General features: G+C 69.4%; 17 protein-coding genes and 2 pseudogenes. 15 read left to right on the top strand and 4 right to left on the bottom strand.

The annotated features are described in order from the left end of the window. Positions 1-44 precede the first annotated feature (44 nt). From ABZO29_RS41345 to ABZO29_RS41355, 3 genes are all read left to right on the top strand, one after another. Positions 45-1,223, top strand: coding sequence for an acyl-CoA dehydrogenase family protein (locus ABZO29_RS41345; protein WP_367325341.1), 1,179 nt, complete (start codon positions 45-47; stop codon positions 1,221-1,223). Between the two features lie 9 nt (positions 1,224-1,232). After that, entirely contained in the window at positions 1,233-2,090 is an 858-nt protein-coding gene (locus tag ABZO29_RS41350; protein ID WP_367325342.1) for an oxygenase MpaB family protein, read from the top strand. Positions 2,091-2,152: 62 nt separating this feature from the next. Continuing rightward, the gene (locus tag ABZO29_RS41355) at positions 2,153-4,393 is read left to right on the top strand and encodes a tetratricopeptide repeat protein (RefSeq protein ID WP_367325343.1); all 2,241 of its coding nucleotides are present in this window, start codon (positions 2,153-2,155) and stop codon (positions 4,391-4,393) included. Positions 4,394-4,426: 33 nt separating this feature from the next. Here the strand turns inward: ABZO29_RS41355 and ABZO29_RS41360 are convergent, their stop codons facing one another. Further along, complete coding sequence (locus tag ABZO29_RS41360; protein WP_367325344.1) at positions 4,427-5,305, bottom strand: NUDIX domain-containing protein; 879 nt, start codon at positions 5,303-5,305, stop codon at positions 4,427-4,429. 97 nt (positions 5,306-5,402) lie between these two features. On the opposite strand from ABZO29_RS41360, the gene ABZO29_RS41365 reads away from it, so the two are divergent. From ABZO29_RS41365 to ABZO29_RS41380, 4 genes and pseudogenes are all read left to right on the top strand, one after another. Continuing rightward, a complete protein-coding gene (locus ABZO29_RS41365; protein ID WP_367325345.1) occupies positions 5,403-6,983 on the top strand; it encodes a phytoene desaturase family protein in 1,581 nt (526 codons plus the stop codon). A gap of 42 nt (positions 6,984-7,025) precedes the next feature. Continuing rightward, a pseudogene (locus ABZO29_RS41370) lies at positions 7,026-7,187 on the top strand (GNAT family N-acetyltransferase); the annotation flags it as partial. 54 nt (positions 7,188-7,241) lie between these two features. Then, positions 7,242-8,351 carry an NAD(P)H-dependent flavin oxidoreductase gene (locus ABZO29_RS41375; RefSeq protein ID WP_367325346.1) on the top strand — a complete coding sequence of 370 codons (1,110 nt, stop codon included), beginning with the start codon at positions 7,242-7,244 and terminating at the stop codon, positions 8,349-8,351. Beyond that, the gene (locus ABZO29_RS41380) at positions 8,348-9,901 is read left to right on the top strand and encodes an acyl-CoA synthetase (RefSeq protein ID WP_367325347.1); all 1,554 of its coding nucleotides are present in this window, start codon (positions 8,348-8,350) and stop codon (positions 9,899-9,901) included. The genes ABZO29_RS41375 and ABZO29_RS41380 overlap by 4 nt, the downstream gene beginning before the upstream one ends. A gap of 64 nt (positions 9,902-9,965) precedes the next feature. On the opposite strand, the pseudogene ABZO29_RS41385 reads toward ABZO29_RS41380, so the two are convergent. Next, a pseudogene (locus ABZO29_RS41385) lies at positions 9,966-10,859 on the bottom strand (penicillin acylase family protein); the annotation flags it as partial. Between the two features lie 31 nt (positions 10,860-10,890). On the opposite strand from ABZO29_RS41385, the gene ABZO29_RS41390 reads away from it, so the two are divergent. The 8 genes from ABZO29_RS41390 to ABZO29_RS41425 all read left to right on the top strand — a co-directional run bounded on the left by ABZO29_RS41390 (position 10,891) and on the right by ABZO29_RS41425 (position 17,773). Beyond that, a complete protein-coding gene (locus ABZO29_RS41390) occupies positions 10,891-12,447 on the top strand; it encodes a recombinase family protein (protein WP_367325348.1) in 1,557 nt (518 codons plus the stop codon). Between the two features lie 195 nt (positions 12,448-12,642). Then, positions 12,643-12,936 (top strand): helix-turn-helix domain-containing protein, encoded by a 294-nt coding sequence (locus ABZO29_RS41395; protein ID WP_367325349.1) that lies wholly within the window; start codon positions 12,643-12,645, stop codon positions 12,934-12,936. Positions 12,937-13,141: 205 nt separating this feature from the next. Beyond that, entirely contained in the window at positions 13,142-15,865 is a 2,724-nt protein-coding gene (locus ABZO29_RS41400; protein ID WP_367325350.1) for a phage/plasmid primase, P4 family, read from the top strand. Between the two features lie 13 nt (positions 15,866-15,878). Then, on the top strand, positions 15,879-16,103 hold the full coding sequence (locus ABZO29_RS41405) for a hypothetical protein (RefSeq protein ID WP_367325351.1): 225 nt from the start codon (positions 15,879-15,881) through the stop codon (positions 16,101-16,103). A 228-nt stretch (positions 16,104-16,331) separates the two neighbouring features. Then, positions 16,332-16,484: a hypothetical protein gene (locus tag ABZO29_RS41410; RefSeq protein WP_367325352.1), complete on the top strand. Its 153-nt coding sequence runs from the start codon at positions 16,332-16,334 to the stop codon at positions 16,482-16,484. 92 nt (positions 16,485-16,576) lie between these two features. After that, entirely contained in the window at positions 16,577-16,906 is a 330-nt protein-coding gene (locus ABZO29_RS41415) for a hypothetical protein (RefSeq protein ID WP_367325353.1), read from the top strand. A 179-nt stretch (positions 16,907-17,085) separates the two neighbouring features. Beyond that, positions 17,086-17,538: a hypothetical protein gene (locus ABZO29_RS41420; protein ID WP_367325354.1), complete on the top strand. Its 453-nt coding sequence runs from the start codon at positions 17,086-17,088 to the stop codon at positions 17,536-17,538. Between the two features lie 73 nt (positions 17,539-17,611). After that, positions 17,612-17,773, top strand: a complete 162-nt coding sequence (locus ABZO29_RS41425) for a hypothetical protein (RefSeq protein ID WP_367325355.1) — start codon at positions 17,612-17,614, stop codon at positions 17,771-17,773. Positions 17,774-18,111: 338 nt separating this feature from the next. Here the strand turns inward: ABZO29_RS41425 and ABZO29_RS41430 are convergent, their stop codons facing one another. Next, positions 18,112-18,312 carry a hypothetical protein gene (locus ABZO29_RS41430; RefSeq protein WP_367325356.1) on the bottom strand — a complete coding sequence of 67 codons (201 nt, stop codon included), beginning with the start codon at positions 18,310-18,312 and terminating at the stop codon, positions 18,112-18,114. Further along, entirely contained in the window at positions 18,309-18,506 is a 198-nt protein-coding gene (locus tag ABZO29_RS41435; RefSeq protein ID WP_367325357.1) for a hypothetical protein, read from the bottom strand. The genes ABZO29_RS41430 and ABZO29_RS41435 overlap by 4 nt, the downstream gene beginning before the upstream one ends. Positions 18,507-18,513 lie beyond the last annotated feature (7 nt).

The raw sequence follows: 18,513 nt of genomic DNA on the forward strand, positions 1-18,513 counted from the left end.
ACGGTGTGCGCCGTCAGGACCGGCCTTGGGAGCCTGGAGGCGCCGTGCATCTCGACTACACGCCCGAGCAGCAGCGGCTGCGCACCGAACTGCGCGCCTACTTCGCCGAGTTGGTGCCGAACAACGCCTACACCCGGCACGCGGAGCCGGCCGCCCAGAAGCGGTTCTACCGCGAGACCATCCGCAGGCTCGGCACGGACGCCTGGCTCGGCGTGGGCTGGCCGAAGGAGTACGGCGGACGCGGTCTGACCGCGATGGAGCAGTTCATCTTCTTCGACGAGGCCGCCCAGGCAGGCGTCCCGCTGCCGCTGATGGCGCTGAACACGGTCGGCCCGACGATCATGCAGTACGGCACGGACGAGCAGAAGGCCTACTTCCTGCCCCGGATCCTCTCCGGCGAGATCGACTTCGCGATCGGCTACAGCGAGCCCGAGGCGGGCACCGACCTCGCGTCCCTGAAGACGCGCGCGGTGCGTGACGGCGACGAGTACGTCGTCAACGGGCAGAAGATCTGGACCACCAACGGCGACACCGCGGACTGGGTGTGGCTGGCCGTCCGCACCGACCCGGACGCCCCGCCACACAAGGGCATCACCATGCTCCTCGTCCCGACCACCGAACCCGGTTACTCCTGCACCCTCATCAACACCCTGGCCTCGCACGACACCACGGCCAGCTACTACGAGAACATCCGCGTCCCCGTGTCCCGCCGCGTCGGCGCGGAGAACCAGGGCTGGCGGCTGATCACCAACCAGCTCAACCACGAACGCGTCACCCTCGCCGCGCACGGCACCATGGCCATCCGCGCCCTGCACGACGTCCAGCGCTGGGCGATGGAGACCAAGCTCGCCGACGGCCGCCGCGTCGTGGACCTCCCCTGGGTGCGCCGCCGGCTCGCCCGGACCCACACCAGGCTCGACGCGCTCAAGCTCCTCAACTGGCGGATGGTGAACGCCGTCCAGAACGGCACCCTCACCCCGCAGGACGCCTCCGCGGTCAAGGTGTACGGCTCCGAGGCGCGCCGCGACGCCTACGCCTGGCTCCTGGAGATCGTGGCCGTCCCGGGCGCGCTGCAGGAGGGCTCGGCGGGTGCCGTGCTCCACGGCGAGCTGGAGCGCGGCTACCGCTCGGCGGTGATCTTCACCTTCGGCGGCGGGAACAACGAGATCCAGCGGGAGATCATCTCGTGGATCGGTCTGGGGATGCCGCGGGTACGGCGTTAGCCTGCCGTCATGACGGCCGACCACACGGGTGACCCGGGGCTGTTCGGCCCGGGCTCGGTGACCTGGCAGATGCACGGCGACCCGATGATGTGGGTCGCCGGCGTCCGCGCGCTCTACCTCCAGGCGCTGCATCCGCGTGCGGTGCGCGGGGTCATGCAGAACAGCGACTTCCGGCGTGACGCCTGGGGGCGGCTGATGCGCACGGCCAACTTCGTCGGCACCGCGACGTACGGCACCACCCGGGCCGCCGAGCGGGCGGGCGCCCGGGTCCGGAAGATCCACAGCATGCTGTCGGCGACCGATCCGGACACCGGGGAGCGGTACGGGGTCGACGAACCGGAGCTGCTGCTGTGGGTCCACTGCGCCGAGATCGACTCGTACGTGCACGTGCTGCGCCGCTCCGGATACCCGCTCACCGACGCACAGGCCGACCGCTACATCGCCGAACACCGCGTCAGCGCCCGCCTGGTGGGCCTCGACCCCGACACCGTCCCCGCCGACCGGGCCGAGATGGACGCCTACTTCGAGAAGGTCCGCCCCGAACTGGCTGCCGGTCCCGAGGCACGCGAAGTGGACGACTTCCTGCTCCGCCCTCCGACGCATCCGTTGCTCGTCCCGGCGCGCGAGGTGCTGTGGCGGCGCGTGGCGCATCTGGCGTACGCCTCCCTGCCGTCGTACGCCCACGAGCTGTACGGCAGACCGGCCCCCCGACCCGCCACCATCACCCGGCAGTTGCGTGCCACGGGCACCCTGCTGCGCTGCATCCCCGCACGTCTGCGCTGGCAACTCCCGCCCAAACACATCCTGCGCGCGATGGCACGACTCGGCCCGGACGCCCGTCCGGCACCGTACAAAGTCGGGAGATAAATCGCCATACTGGGACGGGCCGGGGGAGGGCGCGGGGCGAGTGACGGGGGCGGTCGCAGGAGATGGGGGACAGCAGACTGATCCAGGGCCGGTACCGGCTGCTCGAGCTGATCGGGCGCGGCGGTATGGGCGAGGTGTGGCGGGCGCGCGACGAGTCGCTCGGACGGCGCGTCGCCGTGAAGTGCCTCAAGCCGCTGGGCCCGCAACACGACCAGGCGTTCACCCGGGTCCTGCGGGAGCGGTTCCGCCGTGAGGCCCGGGTGGCCGCGGCGCTCCAGCACCGCGGGGTGACCGTGGTCCACGACTTCGGTGAGTCCGACGGCGTGCTTTTCCTGGTCATGGAGCTGCTGGACGGACGCAACCTCAGTCAGCTCCTGGAGGACAACCAGCACCATCCGCTGCCCGTCGGCGATGTCGTCGAGATCGCCGACCAGGTCGCCGCGGCCCTCGCGTACACGCACCGGCAGGGCATCGTGCACCGCGATCTGAAGCCCGCGAACATCATGCGGCTGACCGACGGCACGGTGAAGATCTGCGACTTCGGCATCGCCCGCCTCGGGCACGACATCGGCTTCTCCTCCCGCCTGACCGGCACCGGAATCGCGATGGGCACCCCGCACTACATGTCGCCGGAGCAGATCAGCGGCTCCGAGGTCGACCAGCGCAGCGACCTCTACTCGCTCGGCTGCGTGCTGTACGAGATCGCCACGGGCGTCCCGCCCTTCGACCTCGACGACCCATGGGCGATCCTCATCGGCCACCGGGACACCCCGCCCCGGCCGCCGAGCAGCCACCGGGGCGAACTCCCGGTCTACCTCGAGAAGATCATCCTGGATCTGCTGGCCAAGCGCCCCGAGGAACGCCCGCACGACGGGCGGGAACTGTGCCGCCGCATCGGCCTGGGCCGTACGACACCCGCGTACGTGCCCACCGTCGTCACGCCCCAGCCGGACTTCCGGCCGCCGGAGCCCGCCGCCCGCGAGCCGCGCCTGCCGTCCTGGACCCGGGGCATGACCACCGGCCACAAAGCGACCGGTGCCGGCCTCATCGGCACGCCGCCGGACGCCGGGGCCGGCCTCACCGGCGAGTGGATCCCACGCCCCTTCACGGGCCGGGTCCGGGCGTCCGCCGTACCGGACGGACCGCCCGCCCCGCCCCCGCAGACCCTGACGGCCCTTACCGGACGCCACAACGCGGGCCTCAGCCTGGGGCGGCTCGGCCGCTGGACCGAGGCCGGCGAGGTGCACCGCGCGGTCGCCGCCGAACGCGAGCACCTCCTCGGCCCCGACCACCCCGACACCCTCGCCAGCCGCTACGAGGTCGCCTTCAGCCTCAGCCGCACCGGCCGCGCCGCCGACGCGCTGCGTGAGTACAAGCACGTCGCCGCCGCCAGGATCCGCGTGCTGGGCCCCGACCATCCGGACACGCTCTCCACCCGCCAGGAAATGGCCTACGTACTGGGGCAGTTGGGCCGGCACATCGACGCGCACCAGGTGTATGTGTCGGTGCTGGCCGCCCGGGAGCGCACCACGGGGCCCGACCACGCCGACACCCTGCGCTGCCGCCACAACCTCGCCTTCAACCTCAGCAGACTCGGCCGCCTGGAGGAGTCGTACCGCATGGCGTGCGAGGTGGCCGCCGCCCGTGCCAGGGTGCTCGGCCCCGGGCACCCCGACACCCTGGTCACCCGCTACGAGGTGGCCTACGCGCTCGGCCAGTTGGGCCGCTGGCAGGAGGCGCTGCAGACCTACTGCGAGGTCGCCGAGGCGCGCGCCCAGGTCCTGGGCCCCGACCACGCCGACACGCTGGCCGCCCGCTACGAGATCGGCATCAGCCTGGGCCGGCTCGGCCGCAGCGCGGAGGCGTTGCAGCTGTACCGCGACCTGATCGACGACCGCACCCGGGTCCACGGTCCCGCCCACCCCGAGACCCTGCGCGCCCGCCACGGCCTGGGCGTCAACCTGGGACGGCTGGGCCGCTGGGAGGAGGCGCTCGCCGAGTCCCGCGACGTGTGCGCGATCCGCGAGCGCGTCCTGGGCCCGGACCACCCGGACACCCTGGTCAGCCGACGCGAGGTCGCGGTCGGCCTGGGCTGGCTGGGGCGCTGGGCGGACGCGCTGACGGAGTACCGGCGGGTCGCGACGGCCCGCGAGCGCGTCCTCGGGGCGGACCACCCGGACACCCTCGCCAGCCGCAACGACGAGGCGCACTGCCTGGAACAGCTCGGCCGGGGTGCGGAGGCGGTGGAGCTGTACCGGAGGGTCGCGGTACTGAGGCAGCAGCAGGCGCCGGGCGGGCGCTGAGGCGGGGCACACCCGGGCCGCACGGGAGCGGTGTCAGGCCCACCCCATCTCGGTGTACGGACGCCCTTTCCTGATCCCCTCGATCGCGGCCCGCGTGTACGCCACGGTCGGCTCCGGCAACGCGTCCGCAGGCCACCAGTCCCAGCCCACGCACTTGTCCGGCTCCAGCACCCGGGGTTCGCCCTGCCAGCTGCGGGCCCGGAACACGAGCTGCATGCGCGGCTGCGTACCGGGCGCGTCGAGCAGATGGACGGCATGCACGAACTCGACGTCGTCGGCGTCGACGACCAGGCCGGCCTCCTCGCGGGCCTCCCGGACCAGGCAGGCGACCGCGGACTCGTACTCGCAGTGACCCGCCAGGAAGTGGTGCTGCAGGGGCGCGAACGGCGAGTCGGGGTGGCGCAGCCCGAGAAGGATCTTCCCGTCGCGCTCCAGATAGAGGTGCGCGCCGATGACGTTCGGGACGGTCCGACCGCCGTTGCGCGCCGGCCCCGGTGGCGTCACCGTGCCGTCGGCCTGGTGGCGGGCGATGACCTCAGCAGCCCACGGCGCCATCGTCAGCTGCGCGGTGGTCGCGGCGTCGAAGAAGGCGAACATGATGCCCTCGGTCACCGGCAGGCGAGAGGGATCGCCGTCCCACGACCCGAGGAAGACCTGGATGTTGTCGTCGGCGACCGTGTAGGGCACCAGGCCCTCGACGGTGAGGCCGGTCTCCTCCAGCAGCTCGCGTGCGATCGCCTGGGCGAGGGTCTCGGATCCCTCGCCGGCGCCTCCTGGAAGCGACCACGCACCGGGGTCGCAGATGGGCTTGTGCGCGTCGCGCAGATGCAGCAGGTACTGGCCGCGACGGTTGACCAGAAGGGCGGCCACCTGACGCGGTTCGGGGCGTTCGCTCGTCACCTGAACAGTCACCCGCGCAGTCAATCGCAGGACACGCCGGCGGATGATCGGACCCGGCCGGCCCGGCGCATGTCTGGCCGACCTAGATCATCCCGTGTTACGAAGAACCATGCCTGCACACGAGGGACACCGTGCGTACGACGCCGTCATCGTCGGCGGCGGCCACAACGGCCTGGTCGCCGCCGCCTACCTGGCCCGGGCCGGACGGTCCGTGCTGGTGCTGGAGCGGCTGGACCACACCGGGGGCGCCGCCGTCTCCACCCGCCCGTTCGCCGGCGTCGACGCGCGGCTGTCGCGGTACTCGTACCTGGTCAGCCTGCTGCCGAAGAAGATCGTGCGGGATCTGGGCCTGGACTTCCGGGTCCGCGGGCGCACGATCTCCTCGTACACGCCGGTGGAGCGCGACGGACGGCCCACGGGGCTCCTCGTGGGCGGGGGCGAGCGGCGCACCCGGGAGGCGTTCGCGCGGCTGACCGGCGGCGACCGCGAGTACGAGGCCTGGCAGCGCCTCTACGGCATGACGGGCCAGGTGGCCCGGCGGGTCTTCCCGACGCTCACCGAACCGCTGCCCTCCCGCGACGAGCTGCGCCGGCGCATCGACGACGAGGACGCCTGGCGGATCCTCTTCGAGGAGCCGATCGGCATGGCGATCGAGGAGCGCTTCGCGGACGACCTGGTCCGCGGCGTGGTCCTCACGGATGCCCTGATCGGGACGTTCGCCGACGCCCACGACACCTCGCTCGCGCAGAACCGCTGCTTCCTCTACCACGTGATCGGCGGCGGCACCGGGGCCTGGGACGTACCGGTCGGCGGTATGGGTGCACTGACCGACGCGCTGGCCGGCGCGGCCCGCGCGGCGGGCGCCGTCATCGCCACCGGGCACGAGGCCGTACGGATCGACACGGACGGGCGAACCGCCGAGGTCGCCTACCGCACGGCCGACGGCGAAGGTGTCGCCGCCGCCCGGCACGTCCTGGTGAACGCCTCCCCGCAGCAGCTCGCCGCCCTCACCGGCGACGCACCGCCGCTCCCCGCCGAGGGCGCCCAGCTCAAGGTGAACATGCTGCTCAAGCGGCTGCCCCGGCTGCGCGACAGTGCCGTCGACCCGCGGGAGGCCTTCTCGGGCACCTTCCACATCGCCGAGGGCTACGACCAGCTGGCCACCGCCCATGCCCAGGCGGCGGCCGGTGAACTGCCCGCCGCCCCGCCGTCCGAGATCTACTGCCACTCGCTGACCGACCCGACGATCCTCGGCCCGGACCTGGTCGAGCAGGGCTACCAGACCCTGACCCTCTTCGGCCTGCACACCCCCGCCCGGCTTTTCGAACGGGACAACGACGCCGTACGCGACGAGCTCCTGAAGCTGACGCTGGCCCAGCTGGACGCCCACCTCGCCGAACCGGTCACCGGCTGCCTGGCGACCGACGCGGACGGCCGCCCGTGCATCGAGGCGAAGACCCCCCTGGACCTGGAGCGCGACCTGCGCCTTCCCGGCGGCAACATCTTCCACCGCGAACTCGCCTGGCCGTACGCCGGGGAGAACGTCGGCCGCTGGGGCGTGGAGACCCGGCACGCGAACGTCCTGCTGTGCGGGGCGGGTGCGGTGCGCGGGGGTGGTGTGAGCGGGGTGCCGGGCCACAACGCGGCGATGGCGGTGCTCGAGGAACTCGGGTTGTCCGAAGGGACTTGAGTCTCCACCAGATGGAGGCCCGACCGCCGCCACGCACCCGGCCAGGTGGACAACGTGGCCTCCTGCCGCGTCGCGCAGGAGGCCGGATGCGAGTTCACCGCGATCCTGCCGGCGATCCCGCCCGAGTTCCCGCTCGACGGCCACCGGCATGTGCGATCACATGCCGAACGGCCGACACCCGCCGGCACGCGGTCAGAAATCTGACGGAGCATCAGAAAAGGCCTTCCGTCGGCATGGTGACTGCGGCATCCTGCGGCCATGCAGACGGAGCTGAGCAAGAAACTGGGAGTCGAGCACGCCATTTTCGGCTTCACGCCGTTCCCCGCCGTCGCCGCGGCCATCAGCCGGGCCGGCGGGTTCGGGGTGCTCGGCGCGGTCCGCTACACGGCCCCCGACGACCTCAAGCGCGACCTCGACTGGGTCGAGGCCCACGCCGAGGGCAGGCCGTACGGTCTGGACGTCGTCATGCCCGCCAAGAAGGTCGAGGGCGTGACCGAGACCGACGTCGAGGCGATGATCCCCGAAGGACACCGGCAGTTCGTCCAGGACACCCTCGCCAAGTACGGCGTGCCCGAACTGGCCGAGGGCGAGGCGTCCGGCTGGCGCATCACCGGCTGGATGGAGCAGGTCGCCCGCACCCAGCTCGACGTCGCCTTCGACTACCCGATCAGACTGCTGGCCAACGCCCTCGGCTCACCGCCCGCCGACATCGTGGCGCGCGCCCACGACCGCGGCGTCCTCGTCGCCGCGCTCGCCGGCAGCGCCCGCCACGCACGGAAGCACCAGGAGGCGGGCATCGACATCGTCGTGGCACAGGGCTACGAGGCCGGCGGCCACACCGGCGAAATCGCCTCCATGGTGCTCACCCCCGAGGTCGTCGACGCCGTCGACCCGTTGCCCGTCCTGGCGGCCGGCGGCATCGGCAGCGGAGAGCAGGTGGCTGCCGCGCTCGCCCTCGGCGCCCAGGGGGCGTGGCTGGGTTCGATCTGGCTGACCACCACCGAGGCCGAACTCCCCTCACCCAAGCTCATCCAGAAGCTGCTCGCGGCCGGCTCCGGCGACACCGTCCGCTCCCGCGCCCTGACCGGCAAGCCCGCCCGTCAGCTGCGCACCGAGTGGACCGACGCCTGGGACGACCCCGAAGGGCCGGGCACCCTCCCCATGCCCCTGCAGGGCCTGCTGGTCGCCGAGGCCGTCTCCCGCATCCAGAAGTACGAGGTGGAGCCGCTGCTCGGTACGCCGGTCGGCCAGATCGTCGGCCGGATGACCAGTGAACGCAGCGTCCAGGCCGTCTTCGACGACCTCACCCGCGGCTTCGAGCGGGCCGTGGACCGCATCAACCGCATCGCCGGAAGGAGCGGCCAGTGACGAGCACACCCCCCGCGGGCTTCTGGGCCCAGGCCCAGGCCGACCCCCATCGCACCGCCCTCGTCGCCCCCGACGGCGAGGAGTGGAGCGCCGGCCGCCTGCACGCCGCCGCCAACCGCCTCGTCCACGGCCTGCGCGCCGCAGGGCTCGAACGCGGCGACGCCTTCGCCGTCGTCCTGCCCAACGGGCCCGAGTTCTTCACCGCCCACCTGGCCGCCACCCAGGCCGGCTTCTACCTCGTCCCCGTCAACCATCACCTCGTCGGCCCGGAGATCGCCTGGATCGTCTCCGACTCCGGCGCCAAGGTGCTCATCGCCCACGAACGCTTCGCCGGTCAGGCGAGCCGGGCCGCCGACGAGGCCGGCCTCCCGGCCACCCACCGGTACGCCGTGGGCGAGGTCGGGGGCTTTAGGCCGTACGCCGAACTCCTCGACGGACAGCCGGAGTCGCCTCCCGCCGACCGCACGCTCGGCTGGGTGATGAACTACACCTCGGGTACCACCGGCCGCCCGCGCGGCATCCGGCGCCCGCTGCCGGGAAAGCCGCCCGAGGAGGCCTACCTGGGCGGCTTCCTCGGCATCTTCGGCATCAAGCCGTTCGACGGCAACGTGCACCTGGTCTGCTCGCCGCTCTACCACACGGCCGTCCTGCAGTTCGCGGCCGCGTCCCTGCACATAGGCCACCCGCTGGTCCTGATGGACAAGTGGGCACCGGAGGAGATGCTCCGCCTCATCGACACCCACCGGTGCACACACACCCACATGGTGCCGACCCAGTTCCACCGTCTGCTGGCGCTCCCGGACCAGGTGAAGGCGCGCCACGACGTGACGTCGATGCGGCACGCAATCCACGGCGCCGCCCCCTGCCCGGACCATGTGAAACGGGCCATGATCGACTGGTGGGGCCACTGCGTGGAGGAGTACTACGCGGCCAGCGAGGGCGGCGGCGCCTTCGCCACCGCCGAGGACTGGCTGAAGAAGCCCGGCACGGTCGGCAAGGCATGGCCCATCAGCGAGCTCGCGATCTTCGACGACGACGGCAACCGGCTCCCTCCCGGCGAACTCGGCACCGTCTACCTGAAGATGAACACCGGCGGCTTCTCGTACCACAAGGACGAGGCCAAGACCAGGAAGAACCGCATCGGCGACTTCTTCACCGTCGGCGACCTGGGCCTGCTCGACGAGGACGGCTACCTCTTCCTCCGCGACCGCAAGATCGACATGATCATCTCGGGCGGGGTCAACATCTACCCGGCCGAGATCGAGTCCGTACTCCTGCAGCACCCCGCCGTCGCCGACGCCGCCGCTTTCGGTATCCCGCACGACGACTGGGGAGAGGAGGTCAAGGCGGTCGTGGAACCGGCCCCCGGCCACGAGCCCGGCCCCGCCCTCGCCACCGCGATCCTCGCTCATTGTGCCGAGCAGCTTGCCGGCTACAAGTGCCCCAAGAGCGTCGACTTCATCGCCGAGATGCCCCGCGATCCCAACGGCAAGCTGTACAAGCGGCGACTGCGGGAGCCGTACTGGGAGGGCCGCACCCGGCCCATGTGACGGACGTGGCCGTGTGAGTGGTCCCGTCCGACCGGCCGCGGAGGGGACGGGACCACCACGGTCGTCAGCGTTCGCGCACGCGGACGACCTTCAACGCGGGCGAGGACAGGATGTCCTTCTCACAGAACCGCGAGGTCACCCATTTCTCCTGGGAGAAGAGCCGGGTCTGGTCGCTGTGCTGGGGCGACTTCGGGTTCGAGGACTGGGAGTACGTCAGCAGCGTACGGGCCACGGGGCAGCGGCCGCCGTCCCAGCCCACCGCCTGGATGTGGCTGGAGCCGAACGGCACCTGCGAGTAGCCGCCGCTCGCCGCGTCCCAGGTCGGCTCGAGCACGTTCCACACACCGAGTCTTCCCGCGCCGCCCGGCACCGGGACGCGCTCGCCGCCGCGCACGACGAACTGATGGGCACCGAGCGCCGCGTCCAGCGCGATGCCCGAGGCCCGCAGTTCCGTCACCGTGTCGGCGAGCGCCGCGGCGAGGCCGGGTGCGGCGGTGTTGAGCGTGTTCGGGGTACGGACCGGGTCCGCGGCCGAGAACGGCACCTTCCACAACCGGTCCGCGGGCACCAGCTGGGTGAGCCTCCGCCAGAACCGGTCGAAGAGCAGTGCTCCCCGGCTGCCGGTGTCCATGGTGCGGTCCCATGCCTTCAGGATCCCGCACGCCGCCGACACGTCCACGGCCTTGCCGTCGCTGCCCGTCGCCGTACCGCCCGGCAGCGCGGCACACGCCCGCGCCACGTCCTCCGCGGCGAGATCACCCGCGGGCACGCGATTGGCGAACTGCTGCTTCTGGAGGTCCCGTACGGTCAGTTCGCCCCGCTCGGCCAGCGCCGCCACGTCCTCGATCCCGCCACGGGTGCGCAGAGAGAGCTCGGTGCCGACCGTGCCGAAGACCCGCTCGTACCCGGTGAGCGGACGGTCGGCGTTGGTCATCCAGGCCGTACCGTTCGAGTTCTCCGAGTTCATGATCCGGGCGTACTTTCGGCGCATGACCTCAACCACCGCGAACCACCAGATCAGGGCAGTGATCTACACCCGCATCTCTGACGACCCGACGGGGCAGGCCGCAGGGGTCGGCCGACAGGAGGACGAGTGCCGCAAGCTCGCGGCCGACCTTGGCTGGTCGGTCGTGGCCGTGCTCCCCGAGAACGACATCAGCGCTTACTCGGGCAAGCCGCGCCCGCAGTACCGCAGGATGCTCGCCATGCTGACTGATGGCTCAGCCGACGCAGTGATCAGTTGGCACCCCGACCGTCTCTACCGTCAGCTCACCGATCTTGGCGAACTGGTCAAGGCCGTCAAGGTGTCGGGCGCCGTGATCCGCACGGTGAAGGCTGGGGACATTGACCTGTCCACCGCCTCCGGCGTCATGGTCGCTGAGATCCTGGCCAGCGTGAGCAAGCACGAAGTAGCGCACGCCATCGAGCGCATGGTCAGCAAGAAGGAGGATCTCCGCGCAGCGGGGGTCAACCATGGCGGACCGCGCGCCTTCGGGTACAAGGCCGTGAAGCGGCACGCCAAGGGTGAGGCACCCCAGGTGCCGCAGGTGGACCAGCGGGAGGCCGAGTTGATCCGGGAGGCCGCGAACGCGGTGCTTGCGCATGCTGCCGACCCGGAGACCGGCATGAGCCTGGCGGGCATCTGCCGCGCCTGGAACGCGCAGGGCGTCAGCACGCCGCGCGGCAACGCGTGGATCGTCCCCAGTGTGCGAAAGATGCTGCTGTCGCCCCGGATCGCCGGACGCGTCGCGCACAAGGGCGAGGACGTGGGTCCCGCGCAGTGGGACGCCATCCTTGACCATGACGTGTGGCTGGCCGTGCGCACCGTACTGAGCGACCCGGCCCGTTACACCGGCCCTGCCGACCATGACGGTAAGACGGTCCGGTATCTGGGCTCAGGCCTCTACCGGTGCCACTGCGGGGCCACGGTCCGCCCCGGCGGAGCGGGGGCCGGACAGCCGCAGCTCTACCGGTGCACCCAGGGCGGCCACGTGAGCCGTACCGCCGCACCGATCGACAACTACGTGGAGCGGGTCATCATTGCCCGGCTGTGCCGCGAGGACGCACGGGAGGCCTTCACGGCCCCCGCCCCCGCTGTCCCGGCGGGAGCGTCCACCGACGACCTGAACGCCAGTCATGCGGCCCTCACGGCCCGTCTGGAGGCCCTGGCCGACGCGTTCGCGGGTGACGACGACGCGGACCCCGTGGAGTACCGCGTTGCCTCCCGCAGGCTCCGGGAGCGCATCGCGGCCGTGGAGCAGGAGATCACCGAGGTGGCCACGGCGGCAGCCTCCGCAGCACAGCCAGGGGCCCTCGATGACGTCGATCTACCGGAGTTGGTCCGGCGGCAGGGTGAGGACCCCGACGACGCGTTGACCTGGTGGCGCGACATTTACGGCCTGGAGAAGAGGCGGAAGATCCTCGCCACGCTGGCCGTGGTGACGCTGCTGCGCGCCCGCCAGGGACGTCCAGCGGGGTTCGTTCCAGGCTCCGGCGCAGGTTATTTCGACCCCGAATCCGTCGAGGTCAAGTGGGTAAAGGAGTGAAGTAATAGGCAGGCTATGCAATAGGGGCGCCCCCGTCGGATTAGCTTTCGTCGGTGGGCGCCCTGTAACATTTGGTCCGTCGCGCATCGGGACGGGGGCGTGCCCCTCATCCCAGGACTTTTCTGTATCGCGGAGCTAGGCAAAGGCGCGCTGAGGCCCCGCAGTCGATTCCCGTATACCCGGGGGAGACTGCCCATGCCCAGCGCGCCTTTTCCTTCTGATCTGATCGGCCCGAACGACGCGGCGACCATTCTCAGCGTCAGCCGCATCACGATCCGCCGCATGATCGAGCGCGGCGAGCTCATCGGCTATCGCGTCACGTCCGGACTCACGAAAGTCTCCGAGGCTGAAGTACGCGCCCATGTCACGGTGGCTAATCCCTCGAGCCTGGACGTCTATGTACGGCGCATTGTCGACGCCGCACCGGCGCTCACCCCAGAACAGCTCGAAAGGCTGCGCGCGTTGCTCGCACCGTCCACGGCTGCCTGACAGAGATGAGACCCCCGGTTTCAGGTCCCGGGGGTCTCGATGAAAGGAATCCCAGCATGACATGACGTAACGCGTAGGCCCCGACGGAGGAGAGGAGCCCCGCCTTGTGCGGGGTCTGAGGACCGGGGCTGCCTGACCACCAAAAGACAACCGCCCCGGAGAGGAGTGACCGGGGGCGGTTCTCAGAGAAAGTGATGTGTCAAGCATGGCATACCCACCATCGGGTGAGCCCGTTAACAATCCTCTCCTTCAGGCGGCATTCGCCTACGCCCGCAACGGCTGGTCAGTTTTCCCGTTGCACGACACCACGTCGGGGCGATGCTCCTGCAACAAGGATTGCGGGAAGGACGTCGGCAAGCACCCCCGCACGATGAACGGCCACAAAGACGCCACCAACGACTCTCAGCAGATCTTCGAGTGGTGGGACATGTGGCCCGACTCCAACATCGGCATCGCCACCGGCACCTCCAACCTCCTCGTGATGGACGTCGACACGAAGGTCTACGTCGACAAGGACGGGGTCGAGCAGAGCAAGCAGGGCGCCCAGACGATCTCCATGCGCGAGGCGGAGAACGGGCAACTGCCCTCCACCTACACCGTGAAGACCTCCACCGGCGGGTGGCATCACTACTTCCAGATGCCTGCGCAGCGTCTCGGATGCACGCGCGGCGAGGAGGACAATTACCTCGGTGCGGACGTCGATACCCGGGGCGATGGCGGGTACGTGGTGGCGCCCCCGTCGGTCATCTTCGGGCGCCCGTACGTGCTGGAGGTGAACGCACCCCTGGCGCCACTGCCCGAATGGGTCGCCCAGAAGCTTCAGAAGCCCGTAAGGGCGCCGAGCACGCTTCCGGTGAACCGGCATACCGGCGAGATCCTGGAGGGCTTCCAGGGGACGCCTCCAGGGCTTCAGCGGTACGTGAACAAGCGCTGCCAGGAGATCCGGGATGAGCCTGTCGGTGGACGCGGCGAACCCTGGGTGGACGGCATCGCGCTGGAGTTGAGCCATTACGTCCCACATCAGCTCCAGGCAGATGAATTGCGGGCCGCGCTGTACGCGGCCGTGGACACCTGGACCGACCACCCGGAGGCCGGACGTGCAGGGGTGGATCACGGCCTACGGCACATCGGCACACCCGAGCACGAGACCCGGGTGTGGGAGGAGCGACGAATGCGCCGCGCTGCGCCGCGTACCAGTGACCAATTCGAGGACTCGTTCCTTGCCGAGTCCGTTGTAGCCGACGTGTTGGCCGGGGCGTACCGCTACGTGCCGGGAGTCGGATGGAAAGCCTGGACCGGCCGAGTGTGGCGGGACTGCGACGAATTGGAGGTTGCAGAAGAGATCCGCCGTTGGGCAGTCCGGCAATACCAGGGCGCCCTAGACCAGGAGCGCCGAGAGCCGGGCAGCGTTCCAATGGACGTCATCACCGGATGGCGCCGGGCCTTGAGGGCCGAGAAGCAGATCACCATCCAGAAGATGGCCAAGGGTTTTGAGGGCGTGTTCACCATGCCCGAACAACTGGACCGCGACCCCGACAAGCTGAATGCCCAGAACTGCGTCGTGGACCTGATCACTGGTGAAACGCTGCCCCATGACCCGGACTTGCTCATGACGAAGATTGCGGGGGCGGACTACCGCCCCGGCTATCGACACCCGGACTGGGACAAGGCTTTGGAGGCCGTACCGGAGGGCGTCCGTGAATGGCTCCAAATCAGGCAGGGTCAGGCAATCACCGGTCACACACCACCTGACGATCTCCTGGTGATCCTCCACGGATCGGGGGAGAACGGGAAGAGCGCCGAAATGGCGGCCACCGTTGGTGCCCTGGGGTTGAACGAGTACTGCGCGCAGCTGTCGGACCGCGTGTTGATGGCCGACCCGTCGGCACACCCCACCGAACTTATGGACCTTATGGGGGTTCGGTACGCGGTCATGGAAGAAACGCCGGAGGCGCGCAGGCTGGATACGCAGCGCCTTAAGCGCACGGTCGGTACTCCACAGATCACGGCCCGCCGTATCCGTCAGGACTCGGTGACCTTCACGGCCACGCACTCCATGTTCATTTCGACGAACCATCGGCCCGAAATCACGGAGACCGACCACGGGTCGTGGCGACGTCTGGCTCTGGTCACCTTCCCCTACACCTTCAAAAAGCCATGGGAAGCGCTGGAGAAGGCTGACGACCGGCTAGGCGACCCGGGTCTACGGGACCGATGCAAGAGCGATCCGGATATCCACGCAGCGGCACTCGCGTGGCTGGTCGAGGGCGCGCAGCGCTGGTACGCGGCGGACAAGGTGATGCCGCAGCTCCCCGAGCGGGTGAAGGCCGACACCTTGAAGTGGCGCAAGGAGTCGGACACCGTCCTGGCCTTCAGTGACGACGCGCTCATATTCGAGTCCGGCCACCACATCCACGGCCGGGACTTCAAGGAGGAGTTGGACGCCTACCTCATCGGTAAGGGCATGAGCACCTGGAGCGAAAAGACCATCGTGGCCCGCTTCGAGAGCCACGACGTGATGCGGCGGCACGGCGCCGAGTTCAAGGCGGTGCGGGCCAATCCGAGTCGCTCCCGCAGTCCACGGCAGCAGCGCATAACGGATGCCAATCCATACGCCGAGATCCCGGGCGGTGCCACCTACAAGGCGTGGAAGGGCGTCCGATTCCGCACCGTCGCAGACGACATGAACGAGTGGGCCGAGGCCACCGAACAAGATCATGTTCACGATGTTCACGCAAGCCTGGAAACCTCCCGCGAAGAGATTTCCTACGGCGTTAACCAGCGCTCCGTGAACATCGTGAACACCCCTGGTCGGAGCCACGAGATTCCTACCGAGGAGCCCGCTCCTCATGCGCGCGCGCATGCGCGCGAACCACGCCCTGGCCGTCCGTTCGTACCCCCGGGTGGCAGCACGCCACCCGCCGCATGACCGAGGAGAAAAGGTGGACCGAGTCGTGGGCGTGGTACCGGGCGCAGGTTGGTACCTCCGGCGTCCCGAAGACCGCGAGAAGTACGACGCAATGGATGACCGTGTCATCTGTTTCGTGGTCACCGAGCACGGCGAGGCGTTCCCCGTCATTGCGGGGCAACCCGGCGAACCGGTGGCGCTAGCCGAGCTGGGCGACGCGAACGACAACCGGCAACTGATTCACGAGTCCGAGCGATGACCGCATAAGCATGTGGCCGCTCCCGGACCAGGCCTCCAGGAGCGGCCACTAATCCCCTGTTCCCGTGCGACCAAGAAGAAGGAGGACACGAGCGTATGTCCCGAGAAACGGTGATCACCACCCCCTCGGGGGTGGGCCATGCGCTTTAGCCGCTCCGTCGTCCGACAGGTCCGTGAATGCCCCTGGGGCGGCCTGAAGGCCGCCTGCCCTCACTGCATTGACCTCGTCGTGGACGAGGCCACGAGGCTGGCGCACAGCCGCTTCGGAGAAGAGCCGGTCATTCGGCTGGCATGGCTCATCGGCATCATCGAGGGTGACCCCGGTCTGGAGCACGCCGCGCGCCGTGTCATCTGGGCGGCGGTGTCCTCCACCGCTGCCTAGATGGTGGAGCCCAAGGAGTTGCCCAAGGAGTTGCCCATGGAGTCCGAGGTGGTCATCACCTCGGACTCCACACCGACGAACAAGGAGGCGCCATGCCTGAGATGAAGGTAGTTCTGGACAGCGTCAGCGGCCCCACGTTGAGCGCGGTCACCACTAACGCCACGGGAACAGCCGTGGACGGCATCCAACCCCGTTCCACGGCCACGGTTGTTGCTGTCGGCACCGGCACCCTCGCCGGAACGCTGACCATCGAGGGTTCCTTGGACAACTCCGCGTGGGTTTCCACGGGAACCACCGTCGCCCTAACGGCCGCCGCCACGGTGAGCGCAACGAGTACGGGTAAGGCGTTCCGGTACTACCGCACATCCCTTTCCGGCGCCTCGGGAACAGGTTCCTGCACGGCCACCATGGCTGCGGTCTGACGCATTCCGATAGGGGGCAGCCGGCCCGGGTCTTAGGGAATGGCTGGAGTGTCACTCCAGACCTGTACCGTTCCTTTTCATCGACCGGGATTGCCCGGCCCCCGGTCTGTCACAAGTCCGGAGACGGATCTCTCCTCTCTGCCCCCTTGAGAAGGAGACGGCCAAAGGAAGGGGAGCGCATGTCCTTTGACATGGGGTACTACGGAAGCGACCCATATGGAGACGCCGCCGAGTACGAAGAGTTCGAAGAGCAGCCGCAGCAGCGGCAGCGCAACGCGCCACGGTCGCCGGGGCTCCGGGCCCACATGAAGGCGATTTCGGCCGAGAACAAGGCACTGAAGAAGCAACTGGACGAGCAGAAGGCCATGCTTCAGGAACTGATGGAGGGCGACAGCTCCCCACAGCAGCCGAATGCAGGTGGACACCCTCGCTCGCCGCTTCTGACGCCAGAAGAGCAGATGCAGTACCAGCGGATGATTTCCATCGGTGCCGTGCACGCGGCTCCCCCGATGGGATCTCAGCAGGAACAGATCAACGCCATCCGGAACACCAAGAACCCTCAGGAACTCATCGATTACTTGAGGTCCCAGGGGTCCACGATCGGGACGAACTACGAGGGGATGGGGTACTGAGATGGACACCATGCGCGCCGTGCCTGGCGCGGACCTGGCAGGGGACCCGGGGCACGAGGCGGGATCTCAGCCGATGGCAGCGCTTCGTGGCGGTTGCGCTGCGCCCTATACGCAGCAGCCGCTCAGCGGTGCCAATACCGGCGCGCAGCGCCCCGGACCCAACGCCACGGACGCGGACTCCCCCACCTCCGGCCACCTCGCCGGTGCGACGTGGACGTACAACGGCGGGGCATGAGCCCGACACACTTCCTGTGGGGCCAGAGTTCACGCCCTGGAATTCCGTAGATGCCATGGCCGAGGGCGTGAACAACACCTGACAGGCAAAAAGAAAGACCCCCGTGCGGCGTGCACGGGGGTCTTCTAGTTCTCACTCACCGGATATCCGGATAAGCCACCGATCGGGGCTCTTGAATATCCAGATAAACGCACGGAGTGCTGAATCGAGTGTTGCCGGTCCCGAATTTGTCGACATTTACTACCGGGCAGTGCATTCGGGGCCGTATTTGGCTCAGGCGGGCCTTGTGGAGGCGACTCCCTGCACACCCCCTTGCGCACCTGTGCTGGCAGGTGCCGTCAGGCTCCTTCGCCTTTCCGGCGCGCTGCCAGGACGCGCGCCAGGAGGCGCAGGGGTGTGGGATCCGGCAGCACGAGGTGGGCGTGTTCGCGGTGCGCCCACACGTCCCACCCGGGACCGGAGTTGCCCGGCTCGTGCCACAGGAGGACTCCGTCCTCCTCGTCGATGATCAGCGCGTCACAGTGGCGGCAGATGTTCACCGGGCGCCTGCCAGGTGCCGGTACACGCCCCACAGCACGGGTTCCACGGTGCAGGGGGCCAGGGCACCGCCGCACACGGGGCAGTCCTCGACGTGGCCCTTCCAGGCGGCGTACGCGCGCCTGGACTCCTCGGTGTCCCGGTCACCCAGCTTCGCGCGCATCGTGTCGTGCAAACTCTGGCTAGGCTTCGCCATGTCATCA

Source organism: Streptomyces sp. HUAS ZL42 (assembly GCF_040782645.1).
GTDB lineage: Bacteria > Actinomycetota > Actinomycetes > Streptomycetales > Streptomycetaceae > Streptomyces.

Coding starts and splice junctions, on each gene's coding strand:
- ABZO29_RS41415 (WP_367325353.1), top strand. CDS start 16,577: ATGCCTGAGATGAAGGTAGTTCTGGACAGCGTCAGCGGCCCCACGTTG.
- ABZO29_RS41350 (WP_367325342.1), top strand. CDS start 1,233: ATGACGGCCGACCACACGGGTGACCCGGGGCTGTTCGGCCCGGGCTCG.
- ABZO29_RS41420 (WP_367325354.1), top strand. CDS start 17,086: ATGTCCTTTGACATGGGGTACTACGGAAGCGACCCATATGGAGACGCC.
- ABZO29_RS41390 (WP_367325348.1), top strand. CDS start 10,891: ATGACCTCAACCACCGCGAACCACCAGATCAGGGCAGTGATCTACACC.
- ABZO29_RS41355 (WP_367325343.1), top strand. CDS start 2,153: ATGGGGGACAGCAGACTGATCCAGGGCCGGTACCGGCTGCTCGAGCTG.
- ABZO29_RS41365 (WP_367325345.1), top strand. CDS start 5,403: ATGCCTGCACACGAGGGACACCGTGCGTACGACGCCGTCATCGTCGGC.
- ABZO29_RS41435 (WP_367325357.1), bottom strand. CDS start 18,506: ATGGCGAAGCCTAGCCAGAGTTTGCACGACACGATGCGCGCGAAGCTG.
- ABZO29_RS41400 (WP_367325350.1), top strand. CDS start 13,142: ATGGCATACCCACCATCGGGTGAGCCCGTTAACAATCCTCTCCTTCAG.
- ABZO29_RS41425 (WP_367325355.1), top strand. CDS start 17,612: ATGGCAGCGCTTCGTGGCGGTTGCGCTGCGCCCTATACGCAGCAGCCG.
- ABZO29_RS41375 (WP_367325346.1), top strand. CDS start 7,242: ATGCAGACGGAGCTGAGCAAGAAACTGGGAGTCGAGCACGCCATTTTC.
- ABZO29_RS41395 (WP_367325349.1), top strand. CDS start 12,643: ATGCCCAGCGCGCCTTTTCCTTCTGATCTGATCGGCCCGAACGACGCG.